Source organism: Streptomyces sp. NBC_00310 (genome assembly GCF_036208085.1).
Classification (GTDB): domain Bacteria; phylum Actinomycetota; class Actinomycetes; order Streptomycetales; family Streptomycetaceae; genus Streptomyces.
Genome location: NZ_CP130714.1, coordinates 4318675 through 4339115, shown reverse-complemented (window position 1 = coordinate 4339115; position 20441 = coordinate 4318675). Strand labels below are relative to the sequence as shown.

General features: G+C 70.2%; 18 protein-coding genes. 13 read left to right on the top strand and 5 right to left on the bottom strand.

Annotation, left to right across the window (positions count from 1 at the left end; all coding sequences use genetic code 11):
• Positions 1-17 precede the first annotated feature (17 nt).
• The 3 genes from OG202_RS18990 to OG202_RS18980 are packed head-to-tail and all read left to right on the top strand — an operon-like array spanning position 18 to position 3778.
• Positions 18-1460, top strand: a complete 1443-nt coding sequence (locus OG202_RS18990; protein ID WP_326582505.1) for a hypothetical protein — start codon at positions 18-20, stop codon at positions 1458-1460.
• The gene (locus tag OG202_RS18985; RefSeq protein WP_328223181.1) at positions 1460-3277 is read left to right on the top strand and encodes a DEAD/DEAH box helicase; all 1818 of its coding nucleotides are present in this window, start codon (positions 1460-1462) and stop codon (positions 3275-3277) included. The genes OG202_RS18990 and OG202_RS18985 overlap by 1 nt, the downstream gene beginning before the upstream one ends.
• A 39-nt stretch (positions 3278-3316) precedes the next feature.
• On the top strand, positions 3317-3778 hold the full coding sequence (locus OG202_RS18980) for a very short patch repair endonuclease (RefSeq protein ID WP_326582507.1): 462 nt from the start codon (positions 3317-3319) through the stop codon (positions 3776-3778).
• On the opposite strand, the gene OG202_RS18975 is transcribed toward OG202_RS18980, so the two are convergent.
• The 3 genes from OG202_RS18975 to OG202_RS18965 form a co-directional block, all read right to left on the bottom strand.
• Complete coding sequence (locus OG202_RS18975; protein WP_326582508.1) at positions 3710-5059, bottom strand: DNA cytosine methyltransferase; 1350 nt, start codon at positions 5057-5059, stop codon at positions 3710-3712. The two genes, OG202_RS18980 and OG202_RS18975, sit on opposite strands and share 69 nt — an antisense overlap.
• A 209-nt stretch (positions 5060-5268) precedes the next feature.
• The gene (locus OG202_RS18970) at positions 5269-6297 is read right to left on the bottom strand and encodes an SEC-C domain-containing protein (RefSeq protein ID WP_328223180.1); all 1029 of its coding nucleotides are present in this window, start codon (positions 6295-6297) and stop codon (positions 5269-5271) included.
• A 255-nt stretch (positions 6298-6552) separates the two neighbouring features.
• The gene (locus OG202_RS18965) at positions 6553-8109 is read right to left on the bottom strand and encodes a beta-1,6-galactanase (RefSeq protein ID WP_327729531.1); all 1557 of its coding nucleotides are present in this window, start codon (positions 8107-8109) and stop codon (positions 6553-6555) included.
• Positions 8110-8420: 311 nt separating this feature from the next.
• Here OG202_RS18965 and OG202_RS18960 point away from each other — a divergent pair, with 311 nt between their 5' ends.
• The 3 genes from OG202_RS18960 (at position 8421) to OG202_RS18950 (ending at position 10676) form a co-directional block, all read left to right on the top strand.
• Positions 8421-8729 carry a DUF6412 domain-containing protein gene (locus OG202_RS18960; protein ID WP_405894094.1) on the top strand — a complete coding sequence of 103 codons (309 nt, stop codon included), beginning with the start codon at positions 8421-8423 and terminating at the stop codon, positions 8727-8729.
• A gap of 170 nt (positions 8730-8899) precedes the next feature.
• Complete coding sequence (locus OG202_RS18955; protein WP_328223179.1) at positions 8900-9679, top strand: YidC/Oxa1 family membrane protein insertase; 780 nt, start codon at positions 8900-8902, stop codon at positions 9677-9679.
• 139 nt (positions 9680-9818) lie between these two features.
• Entirely contained in the window at positions 9819-10676 is an 858-nt protein-coding gene (locus OG202_RS18950) for a fumarylacetoacetate hydrolase family protein (RefSeq protein ID WP_326582513.1), read from the top strand.
• 280 nt (positions 10677-10956) lie between these two features.
• Here OG202_RS18950 and OG202_RS18945 read toward each other — a convergent pair whose 3' ends face one another.
• Both OG202_RS18945 and OG202_RS18940 read right to left on the bottom strand, forming a co-directional pair.
• Positions 10957-11466, bottom strand: coding sequence for a heme-degrading domain-containing protein (locus OG202_RS18945; RefSeq protein ID WP_328223178.1), 510 nt, complete (start codon positions 11464-11466; stop codon positions 10957-10959).
• The gene (locus OG202_RS18940) at positions 11463-12560 is read right to left on the bottom strand and encodes a Gfo/Idh/MocA family oxidoreductase (RefSeq protein WP_328223177.1); all 1098 of its coding nucleotides are present in this window, start codon (positions 12558-12560) and stop codon (positions 11463-11465) included. Before OG202_RS18940 ends, OG202_RS18945 begins: the two co-directional genes overlap by 4 nt.
• A 56-nt stretch (positions 12561-12616) precedes the next feature.
• Here OG202_RS18940 and OG202_RS18935 point away from each other — a divergent pair, with 56 nt between their 5' ends.
• The 7 genes from OG202_RS18935 to OG202_RS18905 all read left to right on the top strand — a co-directional run bounded on the left by OG202_RS18935 (position 12617) and on the right by OG202_RS18905 (position 19713).
• Positions 12617-13804 carry an ROK family transcriptional regulator gene (locus OG202_RS18935; RefSeq protein ID WP_328223176.1) on the top strand — a complete coding sequence of 396 codons (1188 nt, stop codon included), beginning with the start codon at positions 12617-12619 and terminating at the stop codon, positions 13802-13804.
• Between the two features lie 294 nt (positions 13805-14098).
• On the top strand, positions 14099-14650 hold the full coding sequence (locus OG202_RS18930; RefSeq protein WP_326582516.1) for a SigE family RNA polymerase sigma factor: 552 nt from the start codon (positions 14099-14101) through the stop codon (positions 14648-14650).
• Positions 14647-15993 carry a PQQ-binding-like beta-propeller repeat protein gene (locus OG202_RS18925; RefSeq protein ID WP_328223175.1) on the top strand — a complete coding sequence of 449 codons (1347 nt, stop codon included), beginning with the start codon at positions 14647-14649 and terminating at the stop codon, positions 15991-15993. Before OG202_RS18930 ends, OG202_RS18925 begins: the two co-directional genes overlap by 4 nt.
• 285 nt (positions 15994-16278) lie before the next feature.
• Entirely contained in the window at positions 16279-17175 is an 897-nt protein-coding gene (locus OG202_RS18920) for a cell wall protein (RefSeq protein WP_327729537.1), read from the top strand.
• Between the two features lie 161 nt (positions 17176-17336).
• A complete protein-coding gene (locus tag OG202_RS18915; RefSeq protein WP_326582519.1) occupies positions 17337-18116 on the top strand; it encodes an HAD-IIA family hydrolase in 780 nt (259 codons plus the stop codon).
• A gap of 184 nt (positions 18117-18300) precedes the next feature.
• The gene (locus tag OG202_RS18910) at positions 18301-18999 is read left to right on the top strand and encodes a hypothetical protein (protein ID WP_327729538.1); all 699 of its coding nucleotides are present in this window, start codon (positions 18301-18303) and stop codon (positions 18997-18999) included.
• A gap of 9 nt (positions 19000-19008) precedes the next feature.
• Positions 19009-19713 carry a class F sortase gene (locus tag OG202_RS18905; RefSeq protein WP_326582521.1) on the top strand — a complete coding sequence of 235 codons (705 nt, stop codon included), beginning with the start codon at positions 19009-19011 and terminating at the stop codon, positions 19711-19713.
• The last annotated feature ends 728 nt before the right edge of the window (positions 19714-20441 follow it).

The window sequence follows — 20441 nt, the reverse complement described above, 5'->3', positions numbered from 1 at the left end:
GACAGGACGGAACGGACATGATGCGAGAACTTCCGGCTCCGCCGCGAGCGGACGAACTGAGCGAACTGATCAAGAAGAAGGTCGCGGAGGCGCAGACGGCAGGCGGTACCCGCGAGACGGTGACCGTTGACTGGAACGAGCAGAAGGCGCACGTCGACGTGATCGACCTGCCCCTCAGCAAGCTCTACTTCAACCCCAGCACGCACCGTATCCGGGCCCAGCGGAGCCACGACGCCGCAAAAGACGCGGAGCTGGACCAGAACCCGTGGAGCGCGGAGAGCCAGGACTACCTCCGCTTCCTGCTCCAGGCCTCGCCGACCGATACCAATCTGCGCGACGTCGAGTTCGACGCCCTCAAGGACAGCCTCGAAGAGTTCGGCCAGAACGACCCCGGGCTGGTCACCCATCAGGGCATCGTGGTCAACGGCAACACCCGGGCAGCCGCCTTGCAGTTGCTTGGCGTGCAGTCGATGCGCGTGGGAGTGCTGCCCGAGTCGTTCACCTGGGCGGACATCAACGCCGTGGAGCTGTCCTTGCAGCTCCGCCGGGATCACCGGCGTGACTACTCCTACATCAACCGCATCATCGCCATGGAGGAACAGGCAGCCCTGGGGCGCACACCCGAGCAGATCGCCAAGGAGTTCCGGATCCAGGTCCGGACGTACCATCAGGAACGCTGGATCCTCGCCACGATCCGCGAGCTGATCAAGCGCAGCCAGGATGCCGGCGGCAGCGGACTCCGGCTGGTCGACTGGGAAGGCGCTCAGGAGCGCCTCAAGGAACTCCAGCGCTTGTACGTGAAGCTGGAGACCCTTGACCGCGACCAGGCGGAGATTCTCAAAGAACTGCGTCTGGCCGCCATCCTGCTCAACTTCTCCAAGACCGACGTGCGGCACATCAATGAGGACTTCCTCAAGGAAGGGCTGGAGCAGAAGCTGCTTTCCGCTGGTCCGGTGTCTGAGGGCCGGTCTGAGGTCAGGCCGACGGGTGTCATGATCCCGGGACTCGGGGTAGAGGTCCCAGCCGCCTCCTCCGCAGTGGCTGACATGAAGGCACTCAACGACCGTCTGCTGCGTGCAGCTGCTGTCGTACGCAGTAGGAGCGAGGGCCCCGACCTCGGCAACGAGGCGAAGGAGCAGGCCCAGGGCGTTCTGGACGACGCGAAGAAGACTTTCGACGATGCCATTGAGGCCGCTGGCCGCAGTGCCCGGCTGCGCAAGCGCAAGCAGCTCGCGCCGGCCCGGCTCGCGGAGGCGTGCGCCAGCATCGACCAGTGCGTGAGCGACCTGGTGCAGGCACGCACCTCTCGCAGCCTCGACGAGGAGGCTTTCGATGACGCAGTGATCAAGCTCCGTGGCAGCCTGCTGAAGCTTGCCAAGCAGGCCGGCCGTGGTCTCCACGATCCGGGTGACGGCGTGGCCTGGCTGATGGACGCCGTCGCCGCGGAAGGCCGACAGTGATGAACGAACCGAGTGAAACGTCTCTGCACCTGGCGTTTGACGAGACACATACGCGCGTCGTGCTCCGGACCACTGAGCACCACCAGCCGGACCTGGTCCAGCTAGCTGCCCGTTTCCGGACGGGCGGCCAGCTCGGCCTGCTCAGCGCCTCTGTCGCTCTTGATGACTTCCTGGCCAACCTGCAAGTCCTTGGCGACTGGCCCGACTCCAGCGGTGTGGAGTGGTCCTCCGCCCTGAGGAAGCTGGCGACCGGCGTCCTCCAGGACGCACGGACCGTTGAAACCAGGCTGGCGGGTACGGGGTCCTCCGGTGAAGTCGACGCGGACGATGTCCCGAGTCTGCTCGGCGACAACTGGAAAGGTGAGCTGAGCGCCTTTCAGCGCAGGGACATCGCGAAGCTGCTGTCCCTCCAGCACGGAGCCAACTTCAGCGTGCCCGGCGCCGGCAAGACGCGCGTCGCGCTCGCCGTGTACGCGGCTCAGAAGGCTGCCGGCCATGTGCGGCGGCTCCTGGTCGTTTGTCCGAAGTCGGCCTACGACTCGTGGCGTTTCGAGACGTCGGAGTGTCTGACGCACGCGCTGCGTGTCAACGTCCTGGACGGGTCACTGGACCAATGGGCGGAGGTGCTCGTCGTCAACTACGAACGGCTGGATCGCTCGCTGTCGATGCTGACCGCCTGGCTGGCAGCCCAGCCCTCCATGATCATCCTTGATGAGGCGCACCGGATGAAGCTTGGATCCCGGGGCACTTACGGTGCCGCGTGCATGGCCCTCGGACCACACGCGGACCGGCGCCTGATCCTCACGGGTACGCCGGCTCCGAACGGTTCCAAGGACCTGGAGAACCTCTTGGGCTTCGTGTGGCCGGGGCACGGACAGCAGACTGTCGTGCGCGCCGTGGCGGGGGGAGACCTTCGGCACGCAAGTACGGTGCTGCGGCCGTTGTTCACGCGGACGACCAAGCAGGAACTCGGTCTGCCTCCAGTTGATCTGGGCATCCGTTATGTGGACATGCCGCCCCTGCATGATGAGATCTACACCTCGCTGGTCGGCGGGATGAGCAACGGGGTGGCCAGGGAGGATCTCAGTGCGCTCGGCAAGACGGCTCTGCGGCTTCTGATGGCCGCGACGAGCCCGGCTCTGCTCTTGGAGGGAGCCACCAAGTACGAGCCGCTGGCTTACCAGTTGCCTCCACTGGAGATCCCTCCAGGCGGCTCCCTGTACTCGAAGCTGCAGAACCTCCCCGACCACGAGCTGTCACCGAAGTACAAGGAAGCCGTGGCGATCATCGCCGAGAATGCGGCGGCCGGACGTAAGACGCTGGTCTGGACGACGTTCGTCCGGAGCCTTACGACGCTGGAGCGGATGCTCGAGAAGTTCAGCCCGGCCGCGGTTTACGGAGGGACCCCCGATCGGGAGGAACAGATCCGGCGCTTCCGGGACGATCCAGCCTGCATGGTGCTCATCTCCAACCCGGCGACCCTTGGCGAGGGCATCAGCCTGCACCACCACTGCCATGACGCTGTCTACGTGGACCGTGACTTCATGGCTGGCCGGTTTCTGCAGAGCCTGGACCGTATCCATCGCCTTGGGCTTGCACCCGACACCGAGACGCGGGTGACGGTTCTCGCCGTACGCAACTCCATCGACGAGGTCGTGGCCGCGCGGCTGGAACAGAAGCTTGCGTTCATGGGGCAGATCCTGGATGACCCCACAGTCCAGCAGCTCGCAGACTTGGAGGAGGAGCCGTCGGTGGCGGCCGGCCTGGCGCCGAGCGACATCGAAGCGCTGCTGAGCCACCTGGGAGGCAACCGATAGGGGCTGCGTGCGGCGGACGCAGCACACTACGCTCGTCTTGTGTCCTCCGAAGCCGAATGGGCAGCCCCGGAAGGTTCCTGGGCTTCGTCCGCCGCACGCCGTCGCAACATGCAGGCGATCCGCAGCCGCGATACAAAACCGGAATGGCTGATCCGGCGTCTGGTGCACGCCCAAGGGCTCCGCTACCGGGTATCAGCACGCCCCCTGCCGGATCTTCGCCGGACGGCCGACTTGGTATTCCGTCCGGCGAAGGTGGCGGTATTCGTTGACGGTTGCTACTGGCACGGATGCCCTGAACACTATGTGCCGCCGAGAACGAACTCCGGCTATTGGTCGGAGAAGGTGGTACGTAATGTGAAGCGGGACCGGGACACGGATCAAAGGCTCAACGATGCGGGCTGGCTCGTGCTCCGCTTCTGGGAGCACGAGTCGTCAGTGGCTTGTGCCGACAAGATTACCGAGACGGTCCTCGCGCGTCGGAGTGTGAGCGGACCCCGCTGAAACTGAGAATTCCAATTGGTGTGGCACGTCATCAAGAGTGGCTGCACCTGAGGAGTCGACGTCATATTCGCTGAGAAGTTCGTCCCGGTGCTCCGGTCGCAGAACTGCAGCGATCGCGCGGCCGACAGCTTCAGCGACCGGCGGCGGAAAGGCATTGCCCACCTGCCGGTACTTTGCTGTTTTTTTCCCCTGGAACCGCCAGTCCCGTGGAAAACCCTGGATCATGGCAGCTTGCTCGACGGTGAGCATGGGGCCGTTCTCCCTGAACAAGTCCCGCTCCGGGTCGCATGTGTCCGGGTCGTTGGCCACCCCCATGGCGTCAACCCCCATGGCCTCCCAGGCTCTCTTCGCTCGCGTGGGTCCGAGGTCTGCGCCGCCATGTTTCCTGGATCCACCCACCAAGGTGGGGGCTACACCGCGGTCGGCGGCTGCGGATTTCTGGGCGGCGTCAAGCCAGTCGTTGTAGACATCCTCCCCTGTCCGCTCGCCGGGCTTGGCCGGCTCACCCCGCTTGTTCTTGTTCCAGTACGGGCGGCACCGTTCGCGCATGCTCCTTCGGAGAGTCTCAGCGACAGTAGCTTCGTCTCCCCTGATTCCCAGTGGCCAGCTAAATTCATTGATGCCGGGCTTTGCGAAATCTTCGCGGATCGCGACCAGGATGGCCCTGGGGCGCAACTGAGGGACGCCGAAATCTTTCGCGTCGAGTCGGCGCCACACCTTTCGCATCTCAAGGTCCTGAGCTGCTGGAGAAAGCGACGTGTCGATATTGGGGATCGTGTAGCCGGCACGGCGCAATCGATCGAGGATGTTGGCTCGGTATTCGATAAAAACCTCCGGTGGCTCAAGGATGCCCCGGACGTTTTCAATCATGATTGCTTTGGGGGTAAGTTCTTCAATGATGCTCAACGCTGCTGGGAACAGGTCGCGCTCATCGTCTGCTCCCAATCTTTTTCCGGCCAAGGAAAAAGGAGGGCAAGGGACTCCGCCTGCAAAGAGGTCGAGGGTCTTTCCTTTGAGATCAAGGGCCTTGCGTGCGTCTGATTCGAGAAAGTCGTTGACGTCCATCGGGCTGAGGGCCTTGGCCTTTTGGGTCGTCCATCCCGGCCAGCGCCCGACGTTGGCCCGCAGGGTACTGACCGCGTGCTGGTCCCACTCGACAAGCGCCAAGTGGTCAAACCCGGCATTGTGCAGCCCCACGGCTTGCCCACCGGCCCCCGCACAGATCTCGATCGAGGTCAGTGGCGGGGTGAACTGCGGTCGCTTCTGGCCGCTGGCAGGCATGCCGCTCCTTCTAGGGTCTAGCCATCGTGCTGAGGAGAGCCCGTGTCGTTGTCGGTCACTCCGAACCAAGAGTCTCGCACCTGCCGGGCTGTCTGTACGCATCAGTAGGCGACCAGTCGCCAGCAGGCTCGCGAGACTAGCCCTGGGTTGGGCACAGCGCACCGGGATAGAGGGTGATTTCCAGAGGTGCGCAGAAAGACGCCAGCCTTCTAGCCGTCCTTGCCCCAGTTGGTCCCGTGACATTCCCCGTATGAGCTCCCCGACCCACACCAACAAGCGCTCCCCCTCTGCGGCGGCCACTCCACGGCCAACCCCCGCGCCGCCAACGTCGTCGCGTACTGCGGCAGCAGTGTCGCGTCGTCGGGGGATGCGCCCTCCGATGCGGCGAAGGCCTCGTAGGACGGGACCGTGCCCGTGACGATGCCCAGGTTCGGAGTGCCCGAGGACGACAGCTCGCGGAGTGACGCCTCTATCGTCGCGAGGTGTTCCTCGTGGGACGGGTATTCGGCCGTCAAGCCCGGGTATGCCGTGACCAGTTCGCCCAGCTCGGCCGCCGGCCAGTGGAGGACCGCTACCGGGAACGGGCGGGACAGGGCTTCGCGGTACGCGCCCAACTCCGCGCGGAGGCGGGAGATTTCGGCCTGGAGTTCCGCCGGGTTGTCCGAGCCCAGGGACCAGACACGCTTCGGGTCGTGGAGCTCGTCCAGAGATACGGAGGACGAGTGTTGGGTGTCCGCCACCGCGTCCCACTCGTCGTGGATCGCGCCCAGCATGCGGCGGACCCGGTGGCGGCCGAAGAGGAGGGCGCGGGTGGCGTAGGGGGGCTCCGGAACGTCGGTCAGGAGGAGGGTGACGGCCGCGGTGAAGGTGTCCTGGGCCGCTTCCAGTTCGTCGTGGGCCTCCAGGGCCTCGGCGACGATCACCCACGGGGCCGGGTCGCGGGGAGCGGCTGCGCGGACTCCGTCGATGATCGCGCGGGCCTCGGCCTCGTGGCCGTACTCCCAGAGGTTGGAGGCCTTCAGCGCTCGTACCAGGTGGGGGTTGTCGAGAGGGGCGGACGACGACAGCAGGCGGTCGTAGAGGGCAGTCGCGGTGGGGCGGTCGCCGGCCAGTTCCAGGTGGGCCGCGGCCTGCAGGAGCAGGTGCTCGGCGTCCTCCGGGTAGAGGTCGGCGGTCCGCTCCAGGCGTGCCGCTTCGGCGTTGTGGTCGACGTTCTCGGCAGGCGTGTCGGGGCGCATGGACGACACGGTACTGCCGATGGGGGATGGAGGGGGATGGAGGTGAGACACGGGCGGAGGTGGGAGGGAGCGGGCCAGGGGCGCGCTCCCTCCCACCTCCCCACCTCTGCCTTCGGCTCTCTCCCGGGGGTGGAGCCAGGCACGCGGGCCGGCGGCCGGTCGCCGGTGCTCGGTGGCCGACGGCTTCCGGCCCGCGCGACGGTGGCTTCCAGTCCGCGCGCCGGTTCTTCTAGATCGTCACCGCGCGTCGGTTCTCTAGATCGTCACCCCGTCGATCTGCAGCGTCTGCACCGCCCCCGCCGCGAACGGCACCGCCACCGACTTGCCGCTCAGGCGGGTGTCCGAGTACGCGCGGTAGCGGTCGGTGCCGCCCGAGGTGTGGGTGTTCCAGCGGGGGACCAGGCCGTTCGTGCCGCCCGTCACGGTGGTGAAGCGCGAGAGGTCGAAGGTCAGGGTCTGGGCGGACGTCGAGGTGTTGATCGCCACGATCACCAGGCGCTTCGCCGCCGCGTCGTACGCCGCCGCCGAGTAGCTCGAACCCGCGTCCAGGATCGTCATGCCCGGGCGGATGTGGCGGCTGAACTGGGCCATCACGTAGTACTTGGTCTGGACGGTCGTCGGCTGGAGGGTGTTCGCGTCGTACGCGATCATCGCCCAGCCCGCCGTCGGGTCCATCACCTGCCAGTAGACCCAGGCCGTGGGGTGCAGCCAGCGGAAGTCGTAACAGAGGTTGCGGGCGAGGGTCCAGCCCGTGCCGTCGCTGTCGCCCGTCTCCGAGTTCCAGAGCTTCTTGCCGGAGGTGGTGACCACGTCCGTGTAGAGAAGGTCGCGGCGGCCCCCCGCGCCCTGGTAGCCGTGTACGTTCACCTGGCTGACCAGGGCCTTCGTGGAGGAACCGAAGGAGTTCCACGTCGAGCGGGCCGTGTCGTAGTTCGTCTCGTCCGAGGCCGAGATACGGACCGACGTCAGGCCGCGCGCGTCCAGCTCGCTGCGCATGTACGGGAGTACGGCGGCCTGGACCGCCGGGTCCATGTGGCAGCCCTCCTGGGTGCCGGTCGCCGTCCACCATGACGCCGCCGGCTCGTTGAAGGGGTCGACCGTCGCGAAGTTCACGCCCCAGTTGTTCTTGGCGTAGAGGGCCACGGCCGCCAGGTGGGAGGCGTGCTGGCGGTAGTTCCAGGACTGGAGGTTGTTGCCGCCGCCCGCCGCGCCCGAGGGGTTGTGGTTCAGGCACATCCACCACATCGGGGAGTTGGCGAAGAGCTCGGTGGTCGCGCCTCGGGCCACCGCCTTCGTCAGGGCCGCGCGCTGGTTCGGGTCCGCCGTCCAGTCCCAGGCCGAGGAGGTCGGGTTCTCGTTGTTCCAGTCCTGCCAGAAGCCCTCGATCTGCTTGAACGCGGGGATGTTCGCCGACTCGACCATGGTCGAGCCCTCCACCGTGTTCCAGCTGCACGCGCCGAGGTTGTAGCGGGCGATGTTCATGCCCAGGCCGGGCAGGGCCGTGCCGTTGTACGTCGTCGTCTTGGTGGTGAACCACAGGTCGGCGAAGTCGTCCCGGGCGCCGAAGACGTTGGCCCACCAGGCGAGCGAGGTGCCCCAGCCCTCCCAGGTGCCGTACTTCGTCGCGGGGTTGATGGCGAGGGTCGCGTCCGCGTGGGCGGTGCCCGTGCCGAGGGCGGTGCCCACGACCGCGCCGCCGGCCGCCGCCAGGAGGGCTCTGCGGCCGAAGGCGGAGGGGCGGTCGGCCGTCGCGCTGTCCGCTTCCGCGGTCGGTCTCGTGTGGTTGTTTTCGTGATCGGGGGATGCAGCCATGTCAGCTCCGGGGGATGCGGGTGCCGAGGGGAGAGAAGGTGGGGATGGGGGAGCCGCCACCTACCAAACTGCTCAAGAGGGACACCGGAAGAGTCAGGGGTGAACAGTGGGGTTGTCGAGAGGTGTGACAGCGCTTTCTTCGATTTCTTTCAAGGGTTATGAGAAGGGGAGATGGAAGGGCGCGGGGCGTTGTCGCTGGGGGATGCTGCGCTCGGCGCGGCTCAGATGAGAGCATGTGTGCGAGTGGGCCGAGTGTGCCCGGGGCGAGCCCGGGCAGGCTGTGGCCGATCGGAGAGAGGGGGGAAGCCGTGATGCGTAGCTGGGTCGGTCCGCGTCCCGCCGCGATGCTTCTGCTGCTCTTCTTCGAGGTCGCCGTCCTCGACACCGGCACGCTCTCCGCGGCCGTCGCCTTCGCCGCGACCGCCGCGGCCGGTTCCGCGTTCGCCGCCTGCGCGCTGATCGCCTCGCGCTGCGCCCCCGTCGTACCCCGGACGCGCGTACGGACGGCCATACGGGACCGTGAGCGCCGTACGGCGTTCCTGCCCCAACGTGATCCCGACGCCCGTGGCCGTACGCGGCCCCGGGCGCCCGGACGTGCCCTCCTGACGGCCACCGCGTAGGGCACGCCCACCCCAGCCACTCACCTGACTGCACGTGCGTGCCCTTTCCGCGGGCCGTCGCGCCATTCCCCGGTCACCGCACGACGTCGGCGTACTCGGCGTACTCGGCGTACGACGTCACCGGATGACCCTTCCCTGGCACGACGAGACCCCCTGGAGGGCTCCCACCCATGTCCGTTTTCGCCGACCTTGTCGCGCACCTCGCCGATCTGATCCAGCCGCTGTTCCACGCCTCCGCGACGGCCGTCGCGATCGTCCTGTTCACGGCGCTCGTACGACTGCTCGTGCACCCCCTGTCCCGGGCGGCGGCGCGGGGGCAGCGGGCGCGGATCGCCCTGCAGCCGCAGATCGCCGAGCTGCGGAAGAAGCACGCGAAGAACCCGGAGAAGCTGCAGAAAGCCATGCTGGAGCTGCACACGAAGGAGAAGGTGTCGCCGCTGTCCGGCTGCCTGCCCAGCCTCTGCCAGCTGCCGGCCTTCTTCCTCCTCTACCACCTGTTCTCCAACCGGACGATCGGCGGCGAGGCCAACGCCCTCCTCACCCACCAGCTCTTCGCCGCCCCGCTCGGCGACCGCTGGCACGACGCGCTGGGCGACGGCGGTGTGTTCGGGCCGCAGGGGCTCGTCTACGTGGGGCTGTTCGTGATCGTCACGGGGGTCGCGGCGTTCAACTTCCGGCGTACGAAGCGGATGATGGCGGCGGGGACGGCCGGGATGCCGGCCGTGTCGGACGAGCAGCTGCCCGGGATGGCGGCGAGCATGGGGGCCGTCAGCAGGTTCATGCCGTTCATGTCCTTCTTCACACTGGTCAGCGTGGCGGTGGTGCCGCTCGCGGCCGCGCTGTACGTGGTGACCAGTACGACGTGGAGTGCGGTGGAGCGGGCTGCGCTCTATCCCCTGCCGTCGGCCGGGGCCGCCGCCGGCACGTCGGCGGCGGCTACCGCGCGGTAGCTCGACCGGGGCGGCGGCACGGCCGGTCCACTCCGTGAACCGGGTATTGCGGAGTGGACCGTGACCTTGGAGGATCGACCAGTCCTCCGATGGCTGCACCCATCGGTCGGGCGGTGGACGATCGAGGGAGAGGGCGACCATGAAGCTGCTGCGAGTCGGTACGGCGGGTGCGGAGCGGCCCGCGCTGCTCGACGCCGAGGGAGTTCTGCGGGACCTGTCGGAGGTCGTGCCGGACATCGACGGCGCGCTGCTCGCGGACGACGCGGCGCTCGGGCGGGTCCGGGCGGCGGCCGAGAGCGGTGCACTGCCCGTCCTGGACGCGGCGGGGCTGCGGGTCGGTCCGCCGCTCGCCCGGATCGGCAAGATCGTCTGCATCGGGCTCAACTACCACGACCACGCGCGCGAGACCGGGGCCGAGCCGCCCGCCGAGCCGGTGATCTTCTTCAAGGCGGCGGACACGGTGGTCGGGCCCCACGACACCGTGCTGGTGCCGCGCGGGTCGACCAAGACCGACTGGGAGGTCGAACTCGCGGTCGTCATCGGGCGTACGGCCCGGTACGTCGAGTCGCGTGAGGCGGCGCTCGCGCATGTCGCCGGGTACGCCGTGTCGCACGACGTGTCCGAGCGGGAGTTCCAGCTGGAGCGGGGCGGCACGTGGGACAAGGGCAAGAACTGCGAGACGTTCAATCCGCTGGGGCCGTGGCTGGTGACCGCGGACGAGGTGCCGGATCCGCAGAAGCTGGGGCTTCGGCTGTGGGTCAACGGGGAGTTGAAGCAGGACGGGACGACCGGGGAGCAGATCTTCGCGGTGAGTGAAGTCGTGCGGTACGTCAGCCAGTTCATGACGCTGTATCCCGGGGATGTCATCAATACGGGGACGCCGGCGGGGGTGGCTCTGGGGGAGCCTGAGCCGAAGCCGTTCCTTCGGGCCGGGGATGTGGTGGAGCTGGAGATCGAGGGGTTGGGGAGGCAGCGGCAGGAGTTCAACAACGCGTAGGCGCTCCGCTTGGTGCGGGGTGCCTGAGCGGTGGGGGCGGGGGGTGCGGTTCGTTGGCGGCCGCGGGTTGTGTGTGGTTGCTCGCGCAGTTCCCCGCGCCCCTAAAGATGCGCAGTTCCCCGCGCCCCTGAAACGATGCGCAGTTCCTCGCGCCCCTAAAGGTGCGCAGTTCCCCGCGCCCCTGAAACGATGCGCAGTTCCTCGCGCCCCTAAAGGTGCGCAGTTCCTCGCGCCGTTGAAAAAGGCGCGCGGCCCCCGTGCCCCTGTGGGAGCCCGGGGGTTACAAGGTTCCCTTGAAGTGTTCCAGTGCCTTCACCACCATCGTGTGGTCCTCCAGTTGGGGGAGGCCCGAGACTGTCACCGTGCCGATCACTCCCGTGCCCTCCACCGTCAGTGGGAAGGCGCCGCCGTGGGCCGCGTAGTGGTCGGGGTCCAGGCGGGAGGAGGCCTCGAAGGTCGTGCCCTTGGCCCGGAAGCGGGCGCCGACGAGGTAGGAGGAGTGGGCGTAGCGCTCCACCACCCGGCGTTTGCGGTCGATCCAGGCGTCGTTGTCCGGGGTCGAGCCGGGGAGGGCGGCGTGGAAGAGCTGCTGGGGGCCGCGGCGGATGTCGATGGCGACGGGGGCGTTCCGCTCGCGGGCCAGGTCCACCAGGAGGGAGCCCAGGGCCCACGCGTCCTCGTACGTGAACCGGGGGAGCACCAGGCGGCGTTCCTGGGCTTCGAGTTCGTCGATGCTCGGGTCGGCGGGGGCGGCGGCGTGGGCGGGGGAGGGGGAGGCGTCGGTCGTCACAGCTTCACCGCCGCGCCCTCGGCCGCCGACCTGCGCGCCGCTTCCAGTACGTCCAGCGCGGCGGCCGCCTCGTGTGCCGTGACCGGGTTCTCGCCGGTGCCGCGCAGGGCGGCGGCCACGGCGGCGTAGTACGCGGGGTAGTCGCCGGGGACGGTCGGGACGGGGCGGCCGCCGTCGGTCAGGGGGGAGTCGCCGGCGCCGATACGGCCCCAGAGTTCCTCGGGCTCCTGGCCCCAGTCGGCGCCGGGGGCGGGGCGCTCGCCGTCGCGCAGGGCCGCTTCCTGGGGGTCGAGGCCGTACTTGACGTAACCCGCCTCGGAGCCCAGCACCCGGAAGCGCGGGCCGAGTTGGGGGGTGACGGCGGAGACGTGGAAGTGGGAGCGGACGCCGCTCGCGTGGGTGACGGCGATGAACGTGTCGTCGTCCGTCTCGGCGCCGGGGCGGCGGAGGTCGGACTCCGCGTACACGAGGGTGGCGGGGCCGAAGAGGGTGAGGGCCTGGTCGACGACGTGGCTGCCCAGGTCGTAGAGGAGACCTCCGATCTCTGCGGGGTCGCCGGACTCGCGCCAGCCGCCCTTGAGTTGGGGGCGCCAGCGTTCGAAGCGGGACTCGAAGCGGCGGACCTCGCCCAGCTCGCCGGCGGCGAGGAGCCCCCGCAGCGTCAGGAAGTCGTTGTCCCAGCGGCGGTTCTGGAAGACGGAGAGGAGCAGGCCCCGGGAGTCCGCGAGGGCGGCCAGCTCGCGCGCCTCGGCCGCCGCACCGGCGATGGGCTTGTCGACGACCACCGCGAGGCCCGCCTCCAGGGCGGCGGTGGCTACGGGGACGTGCGTCTTGTTCGGGGAGGCGACGACGACCAGGTCCAGCTCGTCCGCCCGGGCCCACAGCTCGTCCGTCGTGACCGCGAACCGTACGTCCGGGAACTCGGCGCGGGCCTGCGCCCGCCGCTCCGGGTTCGAGGTGACGACCGTGTCGAGGGCCAGGCCCTCCGTCGCGGCGATCAGCGGGGCGTGGAAGACGGAGCCGGCGAGGCCGTAGCCGACGAGGGCGACGCGGAGGGGCCTGTCTGCGCTGGTGCCTGTGCTGGTGCCTGTCATACCACCCACTTAAGCAACGCTGTTGCCAAAGTGCAAGCGAGAGGGACAATGGGGGTGTGAACGGCAACGGGAACGGCAACGGGAGCGGGAGCGGGCGTACCGCAGGAGTGGCCGGCGTGAATCTGCTCGCCCTGCGCAGCCACAACGGAGCGCTGGTGCTGGACCTGCTGCGTACCGCCGGGGTGGCCGGGATAAGCAGGCTCGAGCTGGCCGAGCGGACGGGGCTCACCCCGCAGGCCGTCAGCAAGATCACCGCTCGGCTGCGCGCGGACGGGCTGGTGACGGAGGCGGGGTACCGGGCGTCCACCGGCGGCAAGCCGCGCACCGTGCTGCGGCTCGTGCCCGACGCCGGGCACGCGGTCGGCCTCCACCTCGACCGCGACGAGCTGACGGCCGTGCTCTGCGATCTGACCGGCACGGTGGTCGCGGAGCGGCGGGGGCCGCTGAACCTGGGGGCCGGTGCGGACGCCGTGGTCGAGGGCGCCGCGCGTGAGGTGGAGGCGCTGCTGGCCGCGGCGAGCGAGAGCCGCACCGCGATGCCGGACGACCCCACGCACGAGTCCTACGGCTCCCCCCTCCTCCCCGTACTCGGCGTCGGTGTCGCCCTCCCCGGCCCCCTCGACCATCTGCACGGCATCCTGCACCGGGTCACCGGGTTCCCGGAGTGGGACGGGTTTCCGCTGCGGGCGGCGCTGGCGCGGCGGCTCGGGATGCCGGTGGTGGTGGACAAGGACACCAACGCGGCGGCCCTGGGGCTCGCGGCGATCGCGGGGGCGCACGGCTCCTTCGCCTACCTCCACCTCGGTACGGGGCTGGGGGCCGGGCTCGTGATCGACGGGGTGGTGCACCGGGGGGCCCGGACCCGGGCCGGTGAGTTCGGGCATCAGGTCGTCCAGCTGGACGGGCCGTTGTGCGAGTGCGGGAACCGGGGGTGCGTCGAGGCGCTGTGCCTCGCGGCGATGGCGCGGGGAGACGTGGACGAGGCGGCGCGGGTGCTCGGTACGGGCGCCGCGAACCTGGTGGGGCTCCTCGACATCGAGCTCGTCCTGCTGGGCGGGCGCACCATCGAGGCCCGGCCCGACGTGTTCGTGCGGGGGGTGGGGATCGTGCTCGACGAGTGGGCCCGACTTCAGGGGGAGGACCCGGCCGTGCCGGTGCGGGTGGTCGAGGGCGGGGCGTCGGGGGTCGCGGAGGGGGCGGCCCAGCTGCTGCTCGCACCGCTGTTCGGGCGGGCGGACGGGTGAAGGGCCTCTGATGCGGCTCAGAGGCGGCTCAGAGGCGCGTCTCAGGCGCGTCCGAGACGTGATCGGGCCGCGCCTGGATGTCGCTGATCCCGCGACTGCGCCGTACGCACTGAGCCTCCGCCCTGCTGTGCCGAACCGGTCCTCCGCCCGCCGTGCCTCATCGGTGGCGGCTTTCTCGTAGGTCTCCGCCCGCCGCGCCTCACCGCCTCGGTGCGATCGGACAATCTCGGCCGTTGAGGGATAGCAGCGGGCAGCTCATCGCGTCGTGACGGTTGCCAAGAAGGGGGAGGGTCGATGAAGGCCTCGAGTCACGAAGAGTTCCGGGACTTCGTAGCGATGCGCTCCACCGCGCTGCTGCGGCTCGCGGTGCTGCTCACCGGCGGAGACCGGCACGCCGCGGAGGATCTGCTGCAGATCGCGCTGATGAAGGCGTACGGGCGGTGGACGAGCATCGAGCAGCCCGAGGCGTATGTCCGCCAGGTCCTGTACCGCCAGCAGGTCAACCGCTGGCGGCTGCGCAGACATCGCGCCGAGACGACGGTGCCGGTACTGCCCGAGTCCGGCACGGACGCCGACGCCGGCTCGGACTCCGAGCTGCGGATCGCGCTGTGGGCGGCGCTCGGTCGCCTGACGAAGCGGCAGCGGGCCGTGGTCGTGCTGCGCTACTTCGAGGACCTGCCGGAGGCCGAGGTCGCGTCGCTGCTGGGGTGCCCGGTCGGCACGGTGCGCAGCACCGCGTACCGGTCGCTCGCCAAGCTCCGGGCCCTCGTACCGGAGCTCGGGCCCGAAGGGCGCATGGAACAGGTCCAGCCGCTCAGCTACACGCCGAAGGGGGTCCGGGGATGACGACGGAGCAGGTGGAGGAGAAGGTCCGGGAGACGCTGCACGCGGTCGCCCTGGACCGGGTGAGGGCGCCCGGGGACCTGGCCGAGAAGGTGGTGCGGCGGCGAAGCCGGCGCCGCTTCTCGCAGGTCGCGGGGACGGCGGTGACCGCTGCCGCGATCACCGTGGGGGCGGTGCTCGGCTTCGGGGGCGGCGGTGCGGTCGACCAGGACCGGCCGGTGCGGCCGGCGGTGTCCCCGGAGGGCTGGAAGCCGTGGCAGAGCGACGCCCCGGGCGCCACCGAGCGGGGCTGCCTGGTGGACGGTTCCGCGCTGTACTGCGCCGGGTCCAAGTACGACGCCGCGAAGATCGACGCCAACACCGGCGAGCGGCTGTGGACCGTCAAGGTCAATCGCGAAGGCGACGCGATGTCCAAGCCGTTCGCCGTGCGCGATGGCGTCGTCTACGCCTACCGCAATCACACCGCGGAGAACCAGCCCAACGGGGACTACGCGGGCGGTACCGATCTGATGGCGGTGGACGCCGACACCGGCAAGATGCTGTGGAAGGTCGAGATGCCGCAGGGCGACCGGGCCGCGATGCTCATCGACGGCGCGGTGCTGGCGAAAACCCCGTCGCGGCGCACAGTGTCGGCCCTCGATCCGCTGACCGGGAAGACGAAGTGGCGCCACACCTGGGACAAGGGCATCGTGTGCCAGCGGACGGTGCTGAGCGGTGCGCCCTATCTCCTGTGCATGCGGGACGCCGAGGACCCGGGCGACACCGAGGTCTTCCGCCTCGATCCCGCCACCGGAAGTGCCGAGAAGGTCACGACGGTCCCCGGCGCGCAGGAGCTCATGGGGACTTCGGGGGGCCGGATGGTCCTGTCCGGAGTGATGGACGCGGACGGCAAGACCTTGCCGTTGACCCTCGTCAGCAGCTCCGGGGAGCGGACTCCGTACTCCTACCGGGTCAAGGGGAAACTGGCCACCTTGGACGTCATCGGTGACCGTCTGATCTCCGTGTCCCAGGAAGGCAAGGCCTCGGCCTACTCGCTGACCACCGGAAAGACCCTGTGGACCGGCCCGGTGGGCGTCGAGATGGGCGATGGGGAACCGGTGCCGGGCATCGCGTCTCCCGTGGTGTCGGAGAGGCGGGGGGTCGTGTACTTCTTCAGCCCGACCGGCGATCTGTCCGGCCTCGATCTGCGCACGGGTGAACAGGTCTGGCGCTCTCATGCCGACGCCGAGAGGCCGAAGCCGGGGCCCAACCACTGGGACGAGCCCCAAGTCCTGCTCTACGAGGACGTGCTGGTCGTCGGGTACGGCAGCAAGACCGTCTCCCTGCTGCCGCGGATCGGCGACTGACCCGAAGAACCACAGGCCGGGGCGGTACCTCCGCCCCGGCCGACGCCCTGGTCCGGTGTCCCGGCCGGCCCGGCCGTGTTCCGGAGGTCCCGTGTCCCGGCCGATCGTGGTCCGGTGTCCCGGCCGGCCCGGCCCGGTGTCCAGGTCGGACCGGTCCGACCGCCCGGTCCTCTCTGGCAGTAGGCGTCCCTCGCTCCGCTGATCGAGCGGACTTCCACCCCGATCCCGAGGCACCGGGGCGTGGCGGCGCTCCCCCTCGTAGGTAGATGGCATGGTCATGTGTTCATGCGACTGTGTACGTGCCTGACCCTTCCCCTCGCCACCGCAGCCGCCCTCGTCAGTGGTCCCGCGGCGGCGCTCGGCAGTGCCCCGGCCCCCGTACCCCCGCTCGCGGCAGCGGGGGCCGCGGCGGACGCGCGGCGGCCCGCCTGTGCCGGCGCCGGTGCCGGCAGCGGGGCCTTCCCCATCCGGACCCGTATCCGCGGCGGCCCCGCCGCCTACGTCGCCGGCGGCGGCTTCCACACCTGGGCGCTGGAGCTCACCAACACCACCTCCCGGGCCTGCGGGAACATCCACCCGGTGGTCGTGCTGGTCGACGCCGCGCGCACGCTGAAGCCGACGCAGCCACAGCTGGAGTTCTACGACGACGCCCGGGGCACCACCTCCCGGCCGGTGACCCTCGAACGGACCGACGCGGACGAGCTGGTCGGCGTCCTCGGCGGGGACGGGGACGGCGGCGGAACCGGCTTCACCGTGCCGCCCGGCCACACCCTCACCGTCAAGGTCCGCCTCTCCCTCACCTCCGACGCGGCCGTACCCAACGAGGTCGTGGCGAACGCGGCCGTGGTCGAGCGGCGCGGCGACGACGGCGAGTGGGTGGGGGAGTCGAACGACTACCGCTTCCGGATCACCGACGGGGAGGAGGGGGACGAGCACGAGGACGAGCAGGACCGCGAGCAGGAGCGCGAAGACGAGGAAAAGGAAGAGGGCGGGCAGGACGGCGGCGGCGGTGCGGCGAAGGAGCGCGGAGGTGCCGTGCGCGGCGAGCGGCGGACGTACCCGGACGAGCTGGCCGCGTCGGGTGTGCGCCAGGCGCTGCCGTACGTGACCGGGCTCCTGCTCCTGTCCGCCGGAGGGCTGCTGACGGTGACGGTCCGCAGGCGAGCCCGGTGCCCCGATTGACCCGACGGCACCGGCCCTGCTCCGCCCCCTCCCCGTGCCCCACGTCCACACCCCCGCCGACCTGACGAGCGGGCGGTCTCAGCGGCCAAGATCGACCTCCTTTTTTCAGCCACGTCTCACTAGGGTTGGGGCGAACCCGGACGTACGGCAGGAGATCGCACATGGCAGAGCGCAAGCCCATCGAGTCGTGGCTCACCGACATGGACGGGGTGCTCATCCATGAGGGCGTGCCGATCCCCGGCGCCGATGCCTTCATAAAAAGGCTCCGCGAGTCCGGGCGCCCCTTCCTGGTGCTCACCAACAACTCGATCTACACGGCGCGTGACCTGCACGCCCGCCTCGCCCGCATGGGCCTGGACGTGCCCGTGGAGAACATCTGGACCTCTGCCCTGGCGACCGCCCAGTTCCTGGACGACCAGCGGCCCGGCGGCACGGCGTACGTCATCGGCGAGGCGGGCCTGACGACCGCGCTGCACGACATCGGGTACGTCCTCACCGACCACCAGCCCGACTACGTCGTCCTCGGCGAGACCCGCACGTACTCCTTCGAGGCCATGACGAAGGCGGTCCGGCTGATCAACGACGGCGCCCGGTTCATCGCCACCAACCCGGACGAGACCGGCCCCTCCACCGAGGGCCCGCTGCCCGCGACCGGGGCGGTGGCCGCGCTGATCACCAAGGCGACCGGGCAGAAGCCGTACTTCGCCGGAAAGCCGAACCCGCTGATGATGCGCACCGGTCTGAACACGATCGGCGCGCACTCCGAGACCAGCGCGATGATCGGCGACCGCATGGACACCGACGTCCTCGCGGGCATCGAGGCCGGGATGGAGACCTTCCTCGTCCTCACCGGTCTGACGACCCCCGCGCAGATCGAGAAGTTCCCCTACCGCCCGTCGAAGGTCGTGAACTCGATCGCGGACCTCGTCGACCGCATCTGAACCCGCGACCGCATCTGAACCCGCGACCGCATCTGAACCCGCGACCGCATGTGAACCTGCCGGGCCCCAGGGCAGCCCCGCACTCCGCGATAAACCTCCGGACACCCGTACGGAGCAGTCGCGGCCCCTCCCCGGATGCGCCCCGGCGTCCGGCGGGGGAGTCTCAGGTGACTGGAGGTTCACCATGGGCTCATTGCGAGTCACACTCTGTGCCGGGGCGGTGGCCGCGGCCGCGCTGACCGTGCCGGCGCCCCCGGCCCACACGGCCGACTCGGGGGACGTCACGGTGGTGCCGGCCTCACCGGCGCCCGGCAGCGACATCCAGGTGCGGGCCAAGGGCTGCGGCGGGAAGACCGGGACGGCCGCCTCGGCGGCGTTCGTCGCGGACGCGCAGCTCACCCAGCTCACGGGCAAGAGCCTCGGCACGCTCGCCGGGGAGACCCGGGTACGGTCCTCGCTCGACCCCGGCACCTACGGCGTACGGATCACCTGCGACGGCAGGGAGGACAAGGTCACGGGGACGATCAAGGTCGGCGACGGGAAGCCCACGGGCACCAGGCCCACGGGCACCACGCCCCCGGCCACCGATCCCCCGGCGGCCAAGTCCCCGGCGGCCAAACCCCCCGCCTCCCGGCAGCCCTCGTCCCCCGCCTCCCCGGTCGCCCCCGTGCGCGCGGGCGGCGGCGGAGCGGCGGCCGGGCTGGCGGCGGCCGACCCGGCGGACGCGCGGGACTCGGCCGACCCGGCCAACTCCATGGACGACGCCCGGCACACGGGCCCCGGCGCCCGCCACGCGGTGGTCGGCCTGGTCCTCGCCGGGGTCGCGGCGGCGGCGGTCGTGGTACGGGGCGCGCGCCGGGGCCGCCGGCGCGGTACGGAGTAAGGGGTCGCCGTGTCCGGACGGGACTACTTCGACGACGGCGGCGGGACCGGGGCCGCGACCAGGTCCGGGAGCGGAACCGGGCGGGTCGTCGCCGGTGTCGCCTGGGCCGTGCTGCTGCTCGGCCTGTGGCTGTGGGGCCGCGAGGTCACCGACGTGCGGCACGGCATCTCCGCGCCGACCACCGGAGACGTGGCGGCGGTCGGGCGGCCGGCTCAGGCCGAACTGCCGCCCGCCGCCGCGCCGTTGAGGGGCGCCCGGCCACAGCGGCTGGACATCCCCTCGATGGGGGTGCAGGCGCCGGTCGTGGCACGCGGCCTCGACCGGGACGGGGCCATCGAACCACCCTCGTACGGTCAGCCGGGCGTCGTCGGCTGGTACGCGGGCGGTGCGCGGCCCGGGGCGACGGGTGCCGCGCTGTTCGTCGGGCACGTCGACACCGAGACCCGGCCCGCCGTCTTCTACAAGCTGAGCGCGCTGGGTGTCGGCGAGAAGATCCGGGTGGCCCGCAGCGACGGCCGGATCGCCGAGTTCACCGTGGACGACGTCCGGGTCATCGGCCGCGACGAGTTCGACCCCCAACAGGCCTACGGCGTACGGCAGTCGGGGCGCGCCGAACTCCGCCTCGTCACCTGCGGCGGCACCTTCGACAAGACGAGCCGCACCTACACGGCGAACGTCGTGGTCTCCGCGTACCTGAGTGGAACGGGGCCTTGAGTGGAACGGGGCCTTGAGTGGAACGGGGCCTTGAGTGGAACGGGGCCTTGAGTGGAACGGGGCCTTGAGCGGAACGGGGCCTTGAGCGGAACGGTCCCTGAGCGGAACGGTCCCTGAGCCGAGCGGTCCCTGAGCCGAGCGGTCCCTGAGCGGAACGAGCCCCCGCGCCGAGCGGGTTCCCGAGCCGAACAGGGCCCCCGCCTCGAACAGGCCCCCCGCCCCGAACAGGGCCTCCGCCCCGAACAGGGCCTCCGCCCCGAACAGGTCCCCCGCCCCGAACAGGTCCCCCGCCCCGAACAGGTCCCCGAGCGCCCGGCCTTCGGTGTCCGGACGGAGGACGCACCTGGCCCGGTCGGCGACCCGCTCCCCCCGGGGCCGCCGACCGGGCCGGTCCTCTACCGCGGGTGCTCGGGCTGCGGGAGTAACCCGGCGCCGACGCGGGAGGTCTTGGAGCGCGAAGTGCACGGAAGTGCGCGGAAGGGCGCGGACGTGCACGGCAGGGCGCGAGAGGCCGGGGGGGCCGGGGCCGTTCGTCAGCGACTCTAGGGCGTGCGGGAGCTACCGGCTAGAGGCTGTTTGACGCCAAGTCGACAGGGCGTGACTCCATGTCATCGACCCTGCTGAAGGCGGCGAGGGAAGCTCCCGGCGCGGCTTCGGGGCCGAGAGGCGCCCCGGGGAGGCGTCACGGAGGGCTCCTCGACCCCGTTCGCGGAGCCGCCGTAGCAGCT